Source organism: Limnoraphis robusta BA-68 BA1, from assembly GCF_034932365.1.
Lineage (GTDB): Bacteria > Cyanobacteriota > Cyanobacteriia > Cyanobacteriales > Microcoleaceae > Capilliphycus > Capilliphycus robustus.
In genome coordinates, this window is record NZ_JAYGHR010000100.1 from 23485 (window position 1) to 40508 (window position 17024).

General features: G+C 42.6%; 17 protein-coding genes and 1 pseudogene. 10 read left to right on the forward strand and 8 right to left on the reverse strand.

The genetic code is table 11. The annotated features are described in order from the left end of the window. Positions 1–47 precede the first annotated feature (47 nt). Together cphA and glgA are read right to left on the reverse strand one after the other, a co-directional pair. Complete coding sequence (cphA, locus tag VB836_RS28380; RefSeq protein ID WP_323224639.1) at positions 48–2654, reverse strand: cyanophycin synthetase; 2607 nt, start codon at positions 2652–2654, stop codon at positions 48–50. A gap of 264 nt (positions 2655–2918) precedes the next feature. Beyond that, positions 2919–4343 carry a glycogen synthase GlgA gene (gene glgA / locus VB836_RS28385; RefSeq protein WP_046278589.1) on the reverse strand — a complete coding sequence of 475 codons (1425 nt, stop codon included), beginning with the start codon at positions 4341–4343 and terminating at the stop codon, positions 2919–2921. A 561-nt stretch (positions 4344–4904) separates the two neighbouring features. Here glgA and VB836_RS28390 point away from each other — a divergent pair. Then, complete coding sequence (locus VB836_RS28390; protein WP_323224641.1) at positions 4905–5474, forward strand: hypothetical protein; 570 nt, start codon at positions 4905–4907, stop codon at positions 5472–5474. Positions 5475–5587: 113 nt separating this feature from the next. On the opposite strand, the gene VB836_RS28395 is transcribed toward VB836_RS28390, so the two are convergent. Both VB836_RS28395 and tnpA (VB836_RS28400) read right to left on the reverse strand, forming a co-directional pair. After that, positions 5588–6280 (reverse strand): glycoside hydrolase family 108 protein, encoded by a 693-nt coding sequence (locus VB836_RS28395; protein ID WP_323224643.1) that lies wholly within the window; start codon positions 6278–6280, stop codon positions 5588–5590. Positions 6281–6535: 255 nt separating this feature from the next. After that, positions 6536–6939, reverse strand: a pseudogene (gene tnpA / locus VB836_RS28400) (IS200/IS605 family transposase). A 46-nt stretch (positions 6940–6985) separates the two neighbouring features. Here tnpA (VB836_RS28400) and VB836_RS28405 point away from each other — a divergent pair. Further along, a complete protein-coding gene (locus tag VB836_RS28405) occupies positions 6986–8110 on the forward strand; it encodes an RNA-guided endonuclease InsQ/TnpB family protein (protein ID WP_323224645.1) in 1125 nt (374 codons plus the stop codon). Positions 8111–8146: 36 nt separating this feature from the next. On the opposite strand, the gene hemC is transcribed toward VB836_RS28405, so the two are convergent. Continuing rightward, complete coding sequence (gene hemC, locus VB836_RS28410) at positions 8147–9112, reverse strand: hydroxymethylbilane synthase (protein WP_323224648.1); 966 nt, start codon at positions 9110–9112, stop codon at positions 8147–8149. Positions 9113–9294: 182 nt separating this feature from the next. Between hemC and VB836_RS28415 the strand changes: the two genes are divergently transcribed. The 6 genes from VB836_RS28415 to VB836_RS28435 all read left to right on the forward strand — a co-directional run bounded on the left by VB836_RS28415 (position 9295) and on the right by VB836_RS28435 (position 12517). Then, positions 9295–10197, forward strand: coding sequence for a hypothetical protein (locus VB836_RS28415; RefSeq protein ID WP_046278592.1), 903 nt, complete (start codon positions 9295–9297; stop codon positions 10195–10197). 93 nt (positions 10198–10290) lie between these two features. Then, positions 10291–10593: a hypothetical protein gene (locus VB836_RS28420; RefSeq protein ID WP_323224650.1), complete on the forward strand. Its 303-nt coding sequence runs from the start codon at positions 10291–10293 to the stop codon at positions 10591–10593. 125 nt (positions 10594–10718) lie between these two features. After that, positions 10719–10868, forward strand: a complete 150-nt coding sequence (locus VB836_RS28425; protein WP_323224651.1) for a type II toxin-antitoxin system HicB family antitoxin — start codon at positions 10719–10721, stop codon at positions 10866–10868. A gap of 3 nt (positions 10869–10871) precedes the next feature. Then, positions 10872–10985: a type II toxin-antitoxin system HicB family antitoxin gene (locus tag VB836_RS30445; protein WP_407659782.1), complete on the forward strand. Its 114-nt coding sequence runs from the start codon at positions 10872–10874 to the stop codon at positions 10983–10985. Between the two features lie 570 nt (positions 10986–11555). Beyond that, on the forward strand, positions 11556–12122 hold the full coding sequence (locus VB836_RS28430; RefSeq protein WP_323224653.1) for a lysophospholipid acyltransferase family protein: 567 nt from the start codon (positions 11556–11558) through the stop codon (positions 12120–12122). A gap of 95 nt (positions 12123–12217) precedes the next feature. Beyond that, positions 12218–12517: a DUF2288 domain-containing protein gene (locus VB836_RS28435; RefSeq protein ID WP_046277452.1), complete on the forward strand. Its 300-nt coding sequence runs from the start codon at positions 12218–12220 to the stop codon at positions 12515–12517. Positions 12518–12583: 66 nt separating this feature from the next. On the opposite strand, the gene VB836_RS28440 is transcribed toward VB836_RS28435, so the two are convergent. Both VB836_RS28440 and tnpA (VB836_RS28445) read right to left on the reverse strand, forming a co-directional pair. Continuing rightward, positions 12584–12961: a hypothetical protein gene (locus VB836_RS28440; RefSeq protein WP_323224656.1), complete on the reverse strand. Its 378-nt coding sequence runs from the start codon at positions 12959–12961 to the stop codon at positions 12584–12586. A 57-nt stretch (positions 12962–13018) separates the two neighbouring features. Continuing rightward, entirely contained in the window at positions 13019–13453 is a 435-nt protein-coding gene (tnpA, locus tag VB836_RS28445; RefSeq protein ID WP_323224658.1) for an IS200/IS605 family transposase, read from the reverse strand. A 52-nt stretch (positions 13454–13505) separates the two neighbouring features. Here tnpA (VB836_RS28445) and VB836_RS28450 point away from each other — a divergent pair, with 52 nt between their 5' ends. Both VB836_RS28450 and VB836_RS28455 read left to right on the forward strand, forming a co-directional pair. After that, positions 13506–14687 carry an RNA-guided endonuclease InsQ/TnpB family protein gene (locus VB836_RS28450; protein WP_323224660.1) on the forward strand — a complete coding sequence of 394 codons (1182 nt, stop codon included), beginning with the start codon at positions 13506–13508 and terminating at the stop codon, positions 14685–14687. 560 nt (positions 14688–15247) lie between these two features. Beyond that, positions 15248–15988, forward strand: coding sequence for a DUF1997 domain-containing protein (locus VB836_RS28455; protein ID WP_323224662.1), 741 nt, complete (start codon positions 15248–15250; stop codon positions 15986–15988). A gap of 133 nt (positions 15989–16121) precedes the next feature. On the opposite strand, the gene VB836_RS28460 is transcribed toward VB836_RS28455, so the two are convergent. Further along, entirely contained in the window at positions 16122–16592 is a 471-nt protein-coding gene (locus VB836_RS28460; protein ID WP_323224664.1) for a DUF4079 domain-containing protein, read from the reverse strand. Positions 16593–17024 lie beyond the last annotated feature (432 nt).

Consider the following 17024-nt stretch of genomic DNA (forward strand, 5'->3'; position numbering starts at 1 on the left):
TAATTCTTTGAAAAAATCATTGAGGGTAAAAACCCCCATTAAACAGATTACTGCAACAACGCGATCGCTCGTTTAACACTCTCTGGAAAAATCACGACTAAACTACCTTCTGAAGCTTCTGCTAAAGCGGCTTGAATGGCTTCCGTTTCATCCAAAATTTCCTCATATTTAAACTGAGGTTTTTCTTGGCAAATTCCCTCCCGAATTAAACGGGCTGCTTCTCCGCGAGGGCGATCGCGGGTATCATCATCTTCTTTGATAATCACCCAATCAAACATCTGGGTAGCTAACCGTCCTAATTCTTTTAAATCTTGATCACGGCGATTGCCAGGACCTCCAATCACCCCAATTCGTTCACCCTCTGACCACTGACGAATAAATTCACCAATCGCTTGATAACCCGCCGGATTGTGAGCATAATCAATTAAAACATGAAACTTGCCCAATTCAATCAAATTCATCCGCCCAGGAGTTTGGTCTAAAGAGACTTGAAACGTTCGTAATCCTGTACTAATATTTTCAACACTCACCCCCTGAACATAAGCCGCCAAACTCGCCGCTAACACATTGGAAATCATAAAAGAAACCAAACCCCGCAAAGTTGAAGGAACATTCACCATTTGTTCAACTTGGATGGTATCTTGTCCGTTGCAAAACGTTAGAAAACCCCCGTCATAAATCGCCGCAATTACTCCTTTTCGCAGATGTTCTTGAATGATTGGATTTTCAGGATTCATGGAAAAATAAGCCACCTTTCCTTTGACCCATTTTGCCATATTTGCGACTAAGGGATCATCAGCATTCAACACCGCATAACCGTTTTCATCGGTGGCTTCAGCGACGACACTTTTCACCAGTGCCATCTCTTCGAGGGTGTTAATATCTTCTAACCCCAAATGATCGGCTGCCACATTTAAAACCACGCCCACATCCGAGCGATCAAACCCTAACCCCGACCTTAAAATTCCGCCTCTTGCTGTTTCTAATACTGCCACTTCAACGGTTGGATCATTGAGAATAATTTGAGCGCTTTGACGTCCGGTATTATCACCGGAATCTAACAAATATTCTCCGATATAAGTCCCGTCTGTTGTCGTATAACCAATCACTTTTTTAGTCTGTTTAAAAATATGAGCAATTAGACGAGTAGTGGTGGTTTTTCCATTGGTTCCGGTGATCGCAATAATGGGAATTCGATAAGCAGATCCCGGCGGATAAAGCATCTCTAAAATCGGAGACGTGACATCACGCGGTTTTCCTTGACTGGGTTGTAAGTGCATTCGCAAACCCGGTGCAGCATTCACCTCAATAATCACCCCATCAACCTCTTTAAGAGGGCGACTAATATCTGTACAAGTGATATCAATTCCGGCAATATCTAACCCCACAATTTTAGCCGCTCGTTCAGCCATCCAAACGGTTTCCGGGTGAATTTCATCAGTGCGATCAATGGCAATTCCACCTGTACTGAGGTTCGCTGTCGCTTTGAGATAACAGATTTCATCTTCTTCTAAAATGCTATCAAGAACATAGCCTTGTTGGGCAAGAACATCATCGGTATGACCATCTATTTCAATGCGAGTTAGAATATTTTCGTGACCATTTCCCCGATGAGGATGACGGTTTATGTCTTCGACTAATTCCTGAATCGTTGAGTGACCATCGCCAATTACATGAGCCGGAACTCGTTCAGCAACCGCTTCTACTTTACCATTAATCACTAAAACCCGATAATCTTGACCGCGATAAAATCGTTCAACTAAAATCCCGCCTGCTTTTGATTCTTCTTTGGCTAAATCATAGGCATTTTCTGCATCTTCCCAACTGTTAATATTTAAAGTAATTCCCCGTCCATGATTTCCATCAAGGGGTTTAATCACAATCGGAAAACCCCCAACCCGATCAATGGCATCTTCGAGTTCATCAAAATAATAAATCACTTCTCCGAGAGGTGTGGGTAAACAAGCTTCTCGCAGCAGGATTTTGGTGGCTTGTTTATCTCCTGCAAATTCAATTCCGAGAATGTGAGTTTGGTCAGTTTGAGCGGCTTGAATGCGACGCTGATATTTACCATAACCCAGTTGTACAACATGACGAACGGGTAATTCTTGCCAAGGAATCCCACGTTTTTGGGCTTGATTAACAATCGCTTCTGTTGTCGGGCCGAGGGCATCTTCGACTTGAATTTCTTGTAAATCTTCGAGATCAATTTCCAGTTCAACTTGCGGATAATAGCTTTGATCGATTAAACTCTGACACAGACGCAAAGCCGCCCTAGCCGCATAGCGTCCCGCCCGAGGATTTTTATACTCAAAAGCCACCCGATAAATTTCAGGCGTAGCGCTGGGGCGAGTCCGACCAAAAGAAACAGGCATTTGTGCTAAAATTTGCAACTCAAGGGCAACGTGTTGAATCACCTGTGCGATGGAGATTCCCTCTTGCATCTGTTGCAAAAAGCCGCCCCGATACCCCCGAGATCCGTGATGTTCGATCAAACCGGGAAGCGTCTTAACGAGTTGATTGTAGAAGTCGGGGATCTGGTTGGAGAGGCGATCGCTGAGGTCTTCTACATCGAGTTGAATGACGATCAGATGAGGATGATTGATACTCCAGAAGTTTGGGCCGTAAAGGGTTTGTGTTTTGAGGATTTTCATAGTTGCCGCCTGCTATGCCTTGAAATGAATATAAGCTATTGTTATTTTTGCTAATGCTTCTACTGTCTCACACTTAGAGGATCTTCTACTTCCACTCTGAGAAACATAAAACAATCAATAGGGTGATCTGATTATCTGTTCGGCTTGGTGCGAGCGAGGGTGGAAGTATCGGCACTTTCGAGTTCACAGACACTTTACGGGCAAAGCGTTCAAAATTCAAGTTAAATCATCGACTTAAAAGCTTGAACTTTGAACGCTTGAAAACTAAACCGTTACACTAGAAGTTGGGCTTTGTTCGGCGGGTTGTCCATCGTATTGAGTTCCCAGAACTCGGTTATAGATTTTGATGTACTCGTAAGCTGACTTTTCCCAACTAAAGTTTTGCCACATTCCCCGTTGTTGCAGCTTTTTCCATTGGTCTTTATGACGATAGGCTTCTAACGCACGAATCATCGCTGTGAGGAAGTCCATCGGTTCATAACGATCAAAACAGTAACCCGTACCCGTATCATTCGTAGGGTCATTGTAGGAAACCGTATCAACGAGTCCACCTGTACGCCGGACAATGGGAACACAGCCATAACGCATCGCTAACATTTGGCTAATTCCGCAAGGTTCAAAGCGACTGGGCATGATCAAGGCATCGCAACCCGAATAAATCCGCCGAGATAAGGCTTCATTAAACAGAATATGACTCGCCATCCGACCCGGATAACGAGACGCCATCTGCCACATTTGGGTTTCATAATAGCGATCGCCTGTTCCCAAAACCACAAGCTGGGCATCGGTATAAGACAAGAACTGATCCATAATTTGAATCACCAGATCAAGTCCTTTTTGTTCAACCAGTCGGCTGACCATCCCGATCAAAAATACGCCGGAGTCTACGACTAACCCCAGTTCTTCTTGCAATGCGATCTTATTGGCTTTACGTCGATCAATGGTATCGGCGTTATAGTTTTCGACAATAAAGCGATCGGTTTCCGGGTTATAGGTTTCGACATCGATACCGTTGAGAACACCTGAGAGTTTACCACTGACAAAAGAGAGTAAACCTTCAAGAGTTTCACCGTAAGCAGCCGTTTGAATTTGTTCGGCATAGGTGGGAGAAACGGTTGTCACTTCATCAGCAAACTGTACCGCCGCCGCCATGACGTTATGACCTTCCATGTACCAAGGACACCAGGTAATCCGTTCCAGGAACCACCGCCAAGGCCCTTGATAGGCTAAATTGTGAATGGTGAAAATGGTTTTAACGTCTGGGGTTTCGTTCATCCAGACTGGAATCATGGCTGTGTGCCAGTCGTGGCAGTGAATAATCTCCGGTTTCCAGTAATTCCAGGTAAATTCAGCCGCACCATTGGCAAATAAGGTGAAACGCCACTCTTCGTCTTCTCCGTAGTAGACACGACGAGGCATAAAGGAAGGATGCCCAAACAGGTAGAGTGGTACGTCTGATTTTGGCAGTCTCGTTTCATAGACTGCAAATTTTTGATACATGGCATTTCCCCACCAAATGGGTTCGGTGGGAATTTCCAGTTTATCGGGGAGGAAACCGTAATAGGGCATGAATACCCTGACATCGTGTCCCATTGCCCGCAGCACTTTTGGTAAAGCGCCGACGACATCTCCCATGCCACCCACTTTAGCCAAAGGTGAGGCTTCAGCAGCTACAAATAGAATTCGCATGATTGACTTTGCGTTCCGGTACTATGCTTCGTAAGTCACCATAGTTCCAAGTTTGATCAACAAGTGAGACAAAGACTTGGTTTGGATAGAGTTTTGATTTCTATCTGGGCGAACTACACACCCTAATCATCTCCTGACACAAGCGGTTTGCTTCTTCGTGTGTCGGCTAACTCTATTGAGTTTATCGCCTACTCACGGTTGTCTTTCAACAGCAGCAGTCAAACTGAGAGGCTAGATCAAAATTTGGCCCTAACAGCAGTCACCTGTGAGAAGACAGACTCTACCCCTCAATCGACGATTGGTCGGTTTGAGATTCTCAACGATTCTACCGTATTTCTTAACATTTCTATTGATGGGTTTTGATCTCGTCAGAAAGCCGACTGTTTGAATATTTTGATACAGTAGAGGCCTATTCAACTCAGTTAGGCTAGACGGATTATAGCAGCCCTCTATTTCTTATTGTATGTTGGAAATAGGGTCGATTACTTTTGGGTCAAGACAAACTCACACCAATCTTGTTTCTTTTGCCCTATTTACCATCATGTTTGAGGATTATCAAAAATGCAACGAGATCAATTGCTTGATTCTGGGTGTCAAGGGGAGCCTCATAGCAATTTCTTAAATCACTGCAATCCTATCACTTTTTTCTTTGTCTTAATAATTAGCCTATTTAATACTCCCTTGCAGGTGCAGATGGCGCTCGCTCATCCCATCAATCAGTCCAAATCTGATGAGGTTATTGCTCAGTCTTTTCAACCGGGAACACCTTTTCTGGCCAATGGCACTTATCTCTATGGCCAATCTCCCCAACGGGATCAACTGGGTCAGGCTTACATGGTGTTTGAGGTTAACCAGGGTCGGATGGTGGGTGCTTTCTATATGCCGCATTCTTCGTTTGATTGTTTTTGGGGTACGCCTCAAGGCAATGGGTTAGCTTTAACCGTGATCGATAGTTACACTCAAGAAACGCACCCCTACGCGATTGGTTTTAATCCCTCATTTGTGGCAGCCTCCACTTCAGGGGGCGCAGATCAGAGCGTTTCTCTAGAGGGATTTTACCCGATTGAGTCTATAAGTCAAGCGGATCGCAAAATTTTGGAGGTTTGTAAGTCGGATTTGAATCAAAGATAAGCGGGAAGCAAAAGGCTAGATTCATTACTAGACAAGGGTTGTGCTAATTGGGAACCCTTTTTAATCAAGCCGCAGAATTTTTAAAGATTTCTGACATTTGCTGCTTTTTCTCCTCAATTCTCTGATTTCCCTTCTACGACTTTGGACTGCTTGAGTTCATCTAAGACGTCTTGGAGTAAGTTGATCGCTTGCTCTAATTTGTCTACAATATTTGGGGAATTGCGATCGCCTGAAATGGTTTCCATCGGAGCCGGAGTTTGAGTTTGTGAATCTTCTTGCAGTTGCGAGAGATAACGCAATAAATCCCGATCCCGTTTTAGCCATCCTTCGAGAAAAATTTCCTGAGAAGCGTTCACTTGAACTCGTTGATAGCGATAATTAATCCGCGCTTGACAATAGCGTTGAGCCGTTTCAAAGGTGTTATTCTGTTCTAAAGCGGCTTGGGTTTTCGGGCCGAAACTCCCATCTATTGTTAATCCCCCAATGGCTTCTTGTAGAAATTCAACACTTCCTTTAACGTTAAAATTCACAGCCGTATCAAAATGAGCAACAGCCAAAGGTAACACCATCAAGTCTGCTTTTGAGGGTTTCCAATACATCTCTAAGTAAACTTGTTCAACTTCTGAGGGAGTAATATCAACCACTGATTTTAACGGTAAACCTTGACGACGGCGATAAGTGTCAAACGTCGCCTGTGTAATGCCATATTGAATCACACCGCCTAAATCTTGGGGATGTCCGCCGCCGCCTTCCCATTTGAGGGTAAACTTCAAAGCCGTTAGAAAAGGATCAAGTTTTTCAGTCATAGGGGTGAGGAGTTAGAAAAGATATTGTTATCGTTCTTTCTAATTCCTCATTTCTCACACCTAATCCTTATAAAAACAGTTGACTGTAAGGGGCGGGTTTATCAAAGTTTTCCAGGGGAAGATCTAGATTTGTTCGGAACCCGCCCCTACATCAGTGATCCGGTGTTCACTGAATTACGGGGGCGAAGCGTAAAGCCCCCGCGATTTATCCGGGGGATATAAGCGAGGGAGACGAATTTATTCGTCGGTGAAATGTTATCCATGATGAGGAGCATTGATGTATTCAAGTATTTTTTTTTCTACTTATTTTTCCGGTAGTATCAAACAGATAAGAATGCGTCCACAAGCTAGGAAGTTTTAACAATTCTGGAAACTCTTTCCTGAGAAATCGAGACGTTCTACCTTGAAAAGCTTTAACAACTTGAGCAATAGAATGATGCGGGTCATATTCCACTAAAAGATGAACATGATCTGAGGCGACCTCCATTGCTTTAATTATCCACTTGTTGTCATTAGCTACCGACTGAAAAACCTCTATACATCTTAGCTTTAAGGCTTCGTTTCGATCAAACAACCTTTTCCGACGACAAGAAATCGCGCGCTAGGTGTACAGTAGCGTTTCCGACAGCATAATTCAAGTGCCTGTATGTTGATTTCATGTTGACAGGTTGCAATAGCCTACAGTTTAGGGTATCATAATCAACCATGAAAACACTAAAGTTTAAGTTCTATCAACACAAGCGAAATAGATATCTCAAGCTCACTATCAACGCCGCAGGAGTGATCTATAATCACTGTATCGCCTTGCATAAACGGTACTACCGGATGTGGGGCAAACACTTAAACTGTGCCAAACTTCAGAAACATATTGCCAAGTTAAGAAAAGGTCACAAGTTCTGGCAATTAGTAGGCTCTCAATCTGCTCAAGATATCTGTCAACGCATTGAAAAAGCCTACCAATTATTTTTTAAACACAACAAGAAAGGAGTTAGACCCCCGAATTTCAAGAAAGTTAAAAAGTACAAGTCATTCACATTAAAGCAAGCGGGATACAAATTCCTCGGTGGCAATAGAATCAAGATAGGCAGCAAGGTCTATCAGTTTTGGAATTCACAAAACATCAAAGGGAAGGTTAAAACTGTAACGGTCAAGAGAACACCTTTGGGTGAGATGTTTTTAGTGATTGTTGTTGATACTGGCAGCAAACTAGAAGTCAAATCAAAGACGGGTAAAATCGCTGGATTTGACTTTGGACTGAAGACTTTTTTAACCGGTTCTGAAGGTTTCTCTATTCAGTCGCCACAGTTTTTAAAACAAGCTCTCAACGATGTTAAAAAAGCTTCTCGAAGCTTATCTAAAAAGCGAAAAGGTTCTAATAACTGGGAGAAAGCGAGGAAACATTTGGTTAGACAGCACGAAAAAGTTGTCAACCGTCGCCGGGACTGGTTCTGGAAAATTGCTCACAATCTCACCGAACAGTTTGATGTTCTCTGTTTTGAGACTTTAAACCTCAAAGGAATGCAACGGCTTTGGGGTCGAAAAATAGGGGACTTAGCTTTTGGTGAATTCATCGAAATACTCGAATGGGTTGCCACAAAAAAAGGGAAACTATTAGTCTTTATTGACCAATGGTATCCCTCGAGTAAGACCTGTTTTCACTGCGGTCACGTTTTAGAAAAACTGGAATTGAAAACCAGAGAATGGCGTTGTCCGTGCTGTTCAAATATCAACGGACGCGATGAGAATGCTTCTCTGAATATCAAGAGAGTCGGGGCATCGACTCTTGGATTAGACGGTGTAAGACAGGATTTTCCTGCTACTGTTGTTTGAATCCAGAATCCCCGCTAATTTATTGCGGGGAGTATGTCAATGCCGTTGAATTTCCGCAAAGATTTGATCTAAAATTTCCTTAGCGCCTTGTTCTCTTAAACGATGAGCCAGATCAATTCCCAATTGTTCGGCGTTGCTTGCTTCTCCAATAACGGTATCTCGAATGAGGCGTTTTCCGTCTAAACTGGCAACCATTCCAATTAACGTCAATTGGTTATTTTCCACTTGGCTATTTACACCAATGGGAACCTGACAACCGCCTTCTAATTCTCGTAAAAAAGCCCGTTCAGCGTGACAACGTTGGGCGGTGGGAGTATGTTCTAAGACTTTGATCACTTCTAAAATATTCTCATCTCCATCCCGACATTCTATCCCTAAAGCCCCTTGTCCAACAGCGTGTAGGGAAACATCAGAGGAAATAATTTGATGAATGCGATCGCCCATTCCTAAACGTGTCAGTCCTGCCACTGCTAAAATAATCGCATCATAGCCGCCTTCGTCGAGTTTTTCTAGGCGAGTGTTGAGGTTGCCGCGAATATCTTTAAATTCAAAATGGGGGAAGTGGTGACGCAGTTGGGCGAGTCTCCGCAGAGAAGAAGTCCCGATAACGGCACCTTCGGGGAGGGTTTCCAGTTGTTTGTCTTTGTGTTTTTCGTGAACAACTAACGCATCTGCGGGATCTTCCCGTTCCGTGACGCATCCTAACATTAATCCTTCGGGGAGGTTTGTGGGAAGATCTTTGAGGGAGTGAACGGCGATGTCGGTTTCATGGTTGATCATCCCAACTTCGAGTTCTTTGGTAAAGAGTCCTTTATCCCCAATTTTAGCAAGAGCCACATCAAGGATTTTATCACCCTGGGTAGACATGGTATGCACTTCAAATTCGATATCGGGGAAGTGCTTCTGAAGTTCGGCTTGCACCCAATAGGTTTGGACGAGTGCGAGTTGACTTTTGCGTGAACCGATCCGAACGGTTCGACTGGGGGCAGATACGGTTGTCATGCTGTGTGCGATCGCTTGTTATCGTTGCTTTTTTGTCCATTCTTTAGCGTACCGCAACGGGGGACGTCGGTTGGTGTTTGGCAAAAAATTAGTAACTATCCTTAACACTTGTCTGTTATCAGCCTCTATAGTGTAAGAAGGCTGTATTTAAAGTTTTCAATTGACATTTAGAGGAATTTAACATGGTTAAAACAGATAATGAGACAGTAGAGAAAATTGCTCAACTGATAGAAAATTTGCCTAGTGATTCCTTTCTCAGCTTGGATTTAACTGAAGATCAAAAACAGTATTGGGATGAATTGAGAGATAGTAATGCTCTTGTTGCCAAAGCTTGGAGAACTCTGTTTAGTAGTAAAGCATCTCTACAAGCGTCTAAATTTGAACAGTATTGTGAAGATCAAGGTATTGCTCCCATGAAAACAAAAGCAGCCTTTCAAGTTGCAAAATCTTATAAACTTTTATGGGAAGTCGTTATCCTCGGAGAAAAGTATACTTACCAAGTTCATTCAGCACTTCCTATGTTTCTATCTAACTTCAACCAAGATCAATCTGAAGAAAGTAAGTTTCTTCAAAAGATTTTCTCGGGTTTAGCCAAAGAAAAATATAGATTCCAGTCTGATCAAGATTTATTCGAGCAAATTTTAATAGAAGACACAGACCTAGTATTTATGGAGTGCTTGACTGATTATTCTGTCGCCTCAATTCCCAAGTCAAAGAAAGTTTTAAAGACCGTTGAAAAATTATGTATTAACTACAATCCTCGTCATCTTAATCTTATAGAGTCAAAGCTTGAACTTAAAAACTTTCTTCATTACATCAGTGTACAGAAAATTAAATATTCATGGAAAGAGCTTTTATTATTTTCATGTGCTGTATTCATAATAGCTGAATCATCTACAAAAAATCAATTACTTAGTGATAAACTGACTGAATACTACAATACGACATCCGAACTTATCACTTTAAGTTTTACGGCTTTTCGCAAACGTAAATCACAGAATGGGAAAAAGCCTAACTCCTATCAATGGATTAATGGAGAAAGACTTTCTGGTTGTGAGGAAGGTGGAACTTATCGCAAGCCTTAACAAAACTTCATATCTGGATCACACTTACTCTGTCGTCTGGAAGTCCGTACTAAGTTAGAAGAATCAACCCTACTGTTATTGGAAAAGAGTATTATGACTCAATCTTCCCTACCTGTTCAGTTGCTTAGTCTTGCGGCGAACCAGCCAAACCCGCTTGAATTCCTCGAAAAATGCGATCAAGTGTTAGAGAAGATGTTGAAGCTAATGGTAGTTGAGGAACACGTTAAATCTCGTCAGTTTGAACAATTACACCGAGTTGAGGATAAAGAATCTAAAGAACAGATTCAACAATTGGAAATGGTTGTCCGAACTCAGGCGGAGAGGATTCAAGAATTAGAATGTTTGCAAAATCCTTATTCAAATGATGGGGATGCAATTTGTAACTTTGACTTCTAGAAATTGGAACTAATTTATTTGTAGGTTGGTGTCGAGTTCACGAGACCCAACATTCTCAGAGGATTTTTGGGTTTCACTTTGTTCAACCCAACCTACTACTGTTTATAGGATCTTCTAGAAATGGTATGCAGAACATCAAGACGAAACGTGAATCACTCGATTATTATTTCAATTTACTCTATCCAATTACCCTTTATCCCGAACCAGAGGGAGGATATGTAGCAGAAATTAAAGACCTTTCAGGATGTCTAACTCAAGGCGAAACGATTGAGTAAATTATGGAAAATATTGAGGATGCGAAGCGTTTATGGATAGAAACAGCTTATGAATTGGGCGATGAGATTCCCCTTCCTTCGACTCTCTCGCATCAGAGTTCTAAAAATCGGAACTAATTAATTTGTAGGTTGGGTTTAACTTTTGAAGCCTGACCTACTGTTTTTATTGTCTGACAATGGCTACAGTAGACAAATACTGAGCTAAACTTTCAGAAGCAATCGCTTGAGTGCGATTATCCAAAGCGCTAGTTGCTTCATCCATTAACATGATTATGGATTTTTTAACCGACTAAAATCTTCAGATTCCGCCGGAGAATGGATGATAATTCCCATTGATCGACCGACTGCACCTGATGCAATGAGCAGAGGTGTTCCTTCTAGAAAAACTTCGGTCCATCAACCCCGACAATTTCTTGCTTAGAATTGCGCCAGCCCTGGGGCGAGTAAGGCTGAGGTGACTAGCTCGACAACGGGCCTTTTTTTTTCAAAGGAAAACCGCCCTAACAGCCTCTGGACAAGGCTTTTGAGTACCTTGTCGCCCCCTGAAGGTTTTAAGTCATCAAACGGGGTCAAAAACCTGATAGTCTAATATCAATTCTGATCAAAAGTTCATCAGCAGTGGCGAATCGAGAACCCCTCAAGAGTTTATTTTTCTACCAACTGTTCAGGCAGTCAGTTGTCAGACCGATGTTTCATCTGTACTTTCGAGGACGGATTCATGGATTGGAACGGATGCCTCAGCAGGGACGAGTGATTATCGTTAGTAATCATGCGAGTGATTTCGATCCCCCTATCGTTGCTAGCTCTATGGCAAGGCCGGTGGCATTCATGGCAAAAGAAGAACTCTTCAAAGTTCCCATTTTGAAGGATGCCATCCGCTTGTATGGGGCTTATCCGGTGAAACGGGGAGCCTCAGACCGCAGCGCCATTCGGGCCGCTCTTGATTATCTAGAACAAGGTTGGGCGGCAGGTTTATTTATGGAAGGGACGCGCACTCCAGATGGTCGCATTCACAACCCGAAACTGGGTGCAGCTTTAATTGCAGCTAAAGCAGAAGCACCTTTATTACCCGTCTGTGTATGGGGAACTCATGCCATACTTCAAGAAGGCTCTGGGATGCCTCGACCTGTTCCTGTAACGGTGCGTGTGGGTGAGCTGATTGATCCGCCTCGTTCAACTCAACGCCAAGAACTCGAAGCAATCACCCAAAAATGTGCTGATATTCTTAACGGGTTGCATGACTTAGGGCGGTGAGCGAGTCTAATTTGAAACGACAAAACCTGTAGATCTAGCGTTAGACTAACAGAATGTCTTTCTAGAAGGCTGTAGCGAAGAACACAGGAAATATTATGCAGGAATTGAGAGAACAACTTGCAGAAAATTTAGATGAAGCGACATGGGAATGGTTGATTCCCCATAATGATCGCGATGCGGTTGTGGTTGTCAACGAGACAATGGATTTACTTGATGTCGGCGAAGCGATCGCGAACGATAATACATCTTCTGTACAGCATTGGATCAGTGAACAACTGATTGCCAAACCCTCTGCTCAACAGGTGAGCGCTTGGAATGATAACCGGGCTAAACGGTTTAATGCTTTGATTGTCCAGCCTTTTATCTTAGTCCAGGAACTCTCCGCTTCCAGTTGAAGAATGGGGGAGGAGAAGATTGAGTTGTAGAGCGAGTTGATCCTCCCCGATCTTCTTTTCAAGATTTTAGTCCTCGATCACCTCAAGTCCACAAATCTCAGCGACTTGTTGGGCTAGACTTTTGTATCTTCTGAGTGAGGATGGAGGTGTATTCATCTGTAGACCAAATCCTTCGATCACCCGTTCAACCAGTTTATGGCGCCATTGAGCTTCTATTTCATAATCCGAACTCAAACTCCCTTCTGACAAAGCCGCCATTAATTGATCGAGCATTTGATATTGTCCGATCAAACGAGCCGCTCTCGATACATCACCTGAGTCTATATCCAGGGAATCGAGTTCTCGCAACACCCGTCGCCATTCGGTTTCAATCAGTTGAGTTAAAACAAATCCAGCCCGTGCGTAACGTTGCTCGACTAAAACCTGGTATTTATCGACTGTCATCGCTTCTATTGCTCCTCATTTGAGACTTTATCTGCCGTCCGGAGAAGACCCTCACTTTTAGTGATGGGATGAATCCGGACAATCTTGATTTTGGACATAGACTTTAAGTTGTTCAATTGTAACGCCACCACAACTCGCAACAAAATAAGAACCTGTCCATAGAACTCGTTTCCCGTAAGTTTGAGCAAGTTCAGTTTCAAACTCTCGCCACAGTGTTTTAGATGCTGTGGCTTTTAGATTAGCGATTAAGTTGCTTAATAGTTTGTGTGGAGGATAGCTAAGTAGTAAATGAACATGGTCTGATTCCCCATTAAATTCTATAAGCTGAGAATCCCATTTTTCTGCGACAGATCTAAAAACTTCGCCTAACCTCCGTATCATGGCTTCATTAAGGATTTTGCGTCGATACTTCGTCACAAAGACCAGGTGAACAGTGATACTGTATACAGCCCTGCGACTACTGTTATATATTTTCTCTGGCTTGCTTGTCATCTGTACAGCTAAAATGTTATCATCATCGTAGCAGTTGTGAAAGGTCGATGCAATGTTGGTTTGCGAGTTGAAACTTAAAGCACACAAACATCAGTTTGCAGCAGTAGATGAAGCGATACGGACAGGACAATTCATCAGAAATAAATGTTTACGTTATTGGATGGATGCACCTAAAGAGGAAAAAGTTAATCGATTCTCTCTCAATAAGTATTGCAAAATTTTAGCTGCTCATCCTGAATACCCTTTTGTTGCTAAGTTAAACTCAATGGCTCGACAGTCTATGGCTGAAAGGGCTTGGCTTAGTATCAGTAGATTCTTTAACAACTGCAAAGGGAAAGTTTTGGGTAAGAAAGGATACCCAAAATTTAAAAAGTTTAGTCGTTCAGTTGAGTATAAAACTTCGGGATGGAAACTTTCTGAAGACCGAAAAACTTTAACTATTACTGACCAAACAGGAATAGGTAAACTTAAGCTTGTAGGCTCAAGAGATTTAAACTCTTATCAAAAAGAACAAATTAAGCGGATTCGTTTAGTTCGTAGAGCCGATGGTTATTACGCTCAGTTCTGTATTGATGTTGAGCGGAAAGAATCTGTTGAGTTTACAGGAAGACAAATTGGGTTAGATGTAGGTCTTAATCATTTTTACACAGATTCCGAAGGGAATCAAATAGAGAACCCTAGATATCTCAGAAAAAGTGAGAAAGGCTTAAAACGTCTACAAAAAAGACTTTCTAGAAAGCACAAAAGAGGTCAAACACAGTCAAAACGATATCATAAAAACCGAGCTAAACTTGGACGCAAACATTTAAAAATTTCTAGGCAGCGTAAAGACTTTGTTGTTAAACTGGCAAGGTGCGTAGTTCAATCTAACGATTTGATAGCTTACGAAGATTTAAGTGTTAAAAACATGGTTAAAAACCATTGTTTAGCAAAGTCGATATCTGATGCTGGTTGGACTCAGTTTCGAGAAGGGTTAGAATATTTTGCTCAACTCTTTGAAAAGCAAGTAGTAGCTGTTGCCCCTAATTATACTTCTCAAGACTGTTCTAATTGTGGTCAAAGAGTCAAAAAATCGCTATCAGTTAGAACTCATGTTTGTAGTTGTGGAACAGTGTTAGATAGAGATGAGAACGCAGCCAGAAATATTCTCAACTTAGCACTAAAAATACTGTCGGGCGGACAGGAATCAACGCTCAGGGAGAGAAGAACCGAGGCTATTGATAAGGAAACTTAGATTTAGTAAGTTCACTCAAAGAACTGAGAATCCTCGCTTGAGCGCGATGGGAGCGTCAAACAATCCAACTTAATTGAGCTTCCGCCCATTGGAGGTTTTTTTCGGTCAATTTTAGCAATTGAGAGGAGGTCAGCATAGGATCTACCGTAAAGACTCCCGTAGTCGTAAGGTTTCTCGCAGATGAGAAAAATAAACCTCGAAAACGTTTAATCCGCGACGATGAGCTGAATATCGGTATTTCACAGGCGGGGGTTGGGAAAAAAATCTAAAAATTAGAAATAGGGAATTAGGGCGGGAGTCACCAACAGTCCTTCCCGGACAGCCTGCATTTTCCCTAGCTCCAAAACCTTGCACCGAACACCTAGTCTACCTTTCAAGTTACTTGTCACCCCTTGAGGGGATGATTTTTTTCCTCTAGTTAGTAGCGATTATCAGGTCAACTCTAGATGAATATGCTGAGTATAGACGTTAAACTGTATCAGGGTAAATTTCAAAAGTTCAGTATATTCATTGTAGCCATCAGACCTTAAGAAAAGGCATTCTGGAGTTAGGCAGATCATATGGCAGGAGAACCCATGATGCACCAAAATTCGGTTAACCTACAATCGGCAGCGATTTCTGAAGAGTTTTTAACTGACGCTTTGAGTTTTCCTCAAGCGGAACAGACCGATAGAGTGGGATTAGATCAGGTTGAACCCACTTGGTTCTACACTCGGTTTGAGGATTGCATGGAAATGTATGCTGACTTAGATCGGGTTGGGGAATATCTCAGCAACCATCAAGGTTGGTTTTGTCGGTGTGCGGAACCCATGCAAACTCAGCCTATCGGCGAGAACTCCTATGATCTGTTAATTGGTCGTTTTGGTTCCTTTGGCTATCAGGTTGAGGCTCGGATTGGCTTAGAGTTAGTCCCACCCGATGAACAAGGAATCTACCGCATTCGTAGTGTTCCCATTCCCGGTTATACTCCTCCGGGATATGAAATTGATTTTCAAGCGACGATGAAATTAGTGGAATTGCCCATTGATGAATTTTGTCAAGAACAGGGGATCAAGCCCGCTCAACGTCCAATCGCCATTACTGGGGCGCAATGGACATTAGATTTGTATGTTGGGGTGAAGTTTCCTAAGTTTATTCTGGCAATGTCTGAGTCGATCATTCAAAAAACAGGCGATCGCCTTTTGGCTCAAATTGTCAAGCAAGTGTCTCGACGCTTAAGTTACAAAACTCAGATGGATTTTCATACGACAGAGAATCTTGCCTTTCTGACTCAGGGAAAGCGCAAAAAAGCCATGAGTTGAGACGAAATGAAGCTCACAGCAAGAAGGCAAAAGGTTAAAGGCTCTGGAAACGGAGATGGTTTTTTCGGCTTCCTTTCCCTTTTGCCTCTTACTGATGATCAGTCCCAGTTTCAGCACAAAGTCTACATTGGGTTTACATTTTGCTGATAATACGCTGGAGAATTTCAATTCCGCTTAAGGCTTGCCAGCTAAATAATCCCAGCAAGGTGACATTGAGGGCAATGTGAGTGTATCTGGCCCAATCAAATCCTTTTTGCATCCAGGGCGTTAAAGAGGCTGAAATAGCAATCATCCCGGTCATTCCTAGTCCTGCGAGTAGGTGTGGGCCGACAAATAATTTATTGTTGTTAATATAGGTGACTGCCATTCCTCCCAAAGTTCCTAACACCATAAAAGCCAGCAACAGAGAGCCAACTTGATGGTGTTTGAGGTTAAACTTCCCTTTGATTAATTCTTTTTTGACCTCACCTTCAGCACTGCGGGTTCGGCGAATTTGAATCCCTAAATACAGGGCATAAACGGTTAGAGCAAGCAAAACAAACATTAAAGCAGGATGAAAAAAGTTGAGCCAGGGTTTAACAGACTCAGGAATAGGCAGCTCCATAGTGTTCTCCGGTTGGATTAAGAAACTTCATAAAACTTAGCATAACAGCTTTTACAGTGATCAGTTATCAGTAACCAGTCATCAGTGAATAGGGGAGAGGAAGGCAAGAGGGAATAGGGAATAGGGAATAGGCAAAAGGCAAAAGGCAACAGGCAATAGGCAATAGGCAATAGGCAATAGGCAATAGGGAAGATTGGTCACTGTTGACTGGTAACAGGTCACTGTTGACTGGTAACTGGTAACTGTTTACTGGTCACTGTTCACTGGTCACTGTTTACTGGTCACTGATCACTGGTCACTGGTCAAGGGAATAGGGAATAGGGAATAGGCAAAAGGCAAAAGGCAACAGGCAATAGGCAATAGGCAATAGGCAATAGGCAATAGGGAAGATTGGTCACTGTTGACTGGTAACAGGTCACTGTTGACTGGTAA